Source organism: Anaplasma marginale str. Florida, assembly GCF_000215485.1.
Lineage (GTDB): Bacteria > Pseudomonadota > Alphaproteobacteria > Rickettsiales > Anaplasmataceae > Anaplasma > Anaplasma marginale.
Genome location: NZ_AFMS01000074.1, coordinates 1 through 2,117, shown reverse-complemented (window position 1 = coordinate 2,117; position 2,117 = coordinate 1). Strand labels below are relative to the sequence as shown.

The 2,117-nt window shown below is 50.0% G+C and carries 3 protein-coding genes; all 3 read right to left on the bottom strand.

What is annotated here, in order from left to right; genetic code table 11:
* A partial coding sequence (locus GAC_RS02040; protein WP_241760121.1) for an MFS transporter occupies positions 1-666 on the bottom strand: 666 nt, incomplete at its 3' end.
* A 186-nt stretch (positions 667-852) separates the two neighbouring features.
* Positions 853-1,107, bottom strand: coding sequence for a hypothetical protein (locus tag GAC_RS05780; protein WP_223822660.1), 255 nt, complete (start codon positions 1,105-1,107; stop codon positions 853-855).
* Positions 1,108-1,117: 10 nt separating this feature from the next.
* Positions 1,118-2,117, bottom strand: a 1,000-nt coding sequence (locus GAC_RS02030; RefSeq protein WP_037349243.1) for a MutS-related protein, incomplete at its 5' end; no start/stop codon positions are given.

Sequence of the window (2,117 nt, the reverse complement as noted above, 5' to 3'; positions counted from 1 at the left end):
ATAATCCGGGCTTTCTTTGATTCTAGATCGCAGGTAAGGAAGCGCACAGCTAATCACACCCGCAACCAAAAATGGAATTCTCCACCCCCACTCGTGCATCTGGGCCTCCGTAAGGGCAGTCTCGCACAATCGCAACACAAACGCACCAAGAAATAGCCCAACGTTACCAAACACAGTTCCGATGACCCACGTCATCTTCACCTGGTGTTTTTCAACACTCTCAGCCATTAGTACAACACCACCAACTTCGGCGCCGTAGGCCAACCCTTGAATGATTCTCAACACAACCAGCGCAATAGGAGCAAGACTCCAAGTTTTAGGAGTCGGAAGCACAGATATGAGGAAAACTGAACCTGCCAGCATACCAGCAGAGATGTTGAGCGCCAGTCCTCTGCCTTTCCTGTCACCCAAATAACCAAACATCGTTGCGCCCAGCGGCCGCGCGACAAAAGCAGACGCAAAAACTAAAAAACCCATGAGCGAGGACAAGTATGTGGCGCGATCTCCTTGATCAGACAGAAAGGCACTCTGCAGGAAAAACACTTTTGCCATAATGGAACTAAGCATGCCGTAGACGATGAAGTCGTAGCTTTCTATGCTCATGCACAGCAGCACAGCGAATACAACTTCGTTCAGGCCGGTAATTCTTTTCCAGAGTTTACGCACAAGCCAACACACCACACCGCAACCTGGCCAGTTTAGCACAGGGGATATGTGCGCTCAAGTGATATTACAGCCGGATACGGGTATAACCTAAAGTAACGCCTACAACCCCAGGCGTAGTGCCGCACGCATATGACAGTATCCTGCAGCAGGCAGCTTACACCCCGGCATTTACCGCTAATAGTAAACCTACTGCTGCGGATCACCACTTTCCGACACAGATCCGGTGCGGAAGCTATTTCGGCACTTCAGGGCGTCGTGCCGCACGTGGTTAAAGCGCACAAGATGCCGGGCACAGCACACCTCCACGTATCCTCGACAGAAGTTCATATGCAGAAAAGGTAGAAAGTCTTCCCGGGGTAACGTCATTTGCTCTGCATATCGCAGCAAGAGCTCCTTGAAACCTTGTTTTGCAGCATGTATAACCTCAGCACAATCCTCCACCTGCACCACTTCAGGTGCTGTGCTGCCCAACTAGACCCTCACAATTTGAACTCAGACTACCACTTTCACCGAGCTCCCCCATAAAAAATCTGGCTCTCTCCAGAACATTTTTGGGAAACCCGGCAAGTTCCGCAACGTATATCCCGTAAGATTTGCCCGAAATCCCCGCTACTAGCTCATGTAGAAATACAACTTGGCCCTGCCACTCTTCTATTTTCATGTAAAAACACTGCACGTTCTTCAGATAAGAACTAAATTTCGGCAGTTCGTGATAATGCGTGGCACATATAGCTCTGCTCTTCGTAACGTCGTGAATATGCTCTATAACCGCCAGAGCTATGGAAAATCCGTCGTGGATCCCCGTGCCTCTACCAACTTCGTCCAGAATTACCAAAGACCTATCGGTTGCTTGGTTTAGGATAGCCGCGGTCTCAGCCATTTCTACCATAAATGTGGAATATCCCAACGATATGCTGTCCGAAGCCCCTACCCTGCTGAAAATTTTATCTATAACCCCTATATGCGCACTCTCCGCCGGCACGAATGACCCGATGTGCGCCAAAATCGCTATGAGTGCATTCTGCCTGAGGAAAGTGCTCTTCCCGGCCATGTTTGGCCCTGTAATGAGCCACATCCTGCCATCTTCCGAGAGGTTGACATCATTGGCAATGAACCGCACACCCGTCTCAACCACGGGATGGCGCCCTCTTTTTACTGCGAACTCTCTGCTATCATCAACAATAGGCCTGACATATTTGTTCTCCACCGCCAACCTGGCAAGTGAAATCAAAACATCCAGCTCCGCAACCGCATTGGCCGCAAGTTCGACGCTTTGCGCCTCCTCCGAAATTCGTAGACAAAGTCCGCGGAAAATCTGAGCCTCAAGCTCCATAATCTCACTTTTGGCAGCGGTGATTGTCTCCTCAAGTTCCCTAAGCTCCGCGGTGGTATGGCGCATCGTATGTGCCAGGCTCTGCCTGTGTATGAAGATTGTATCTTTAAGTTTATGC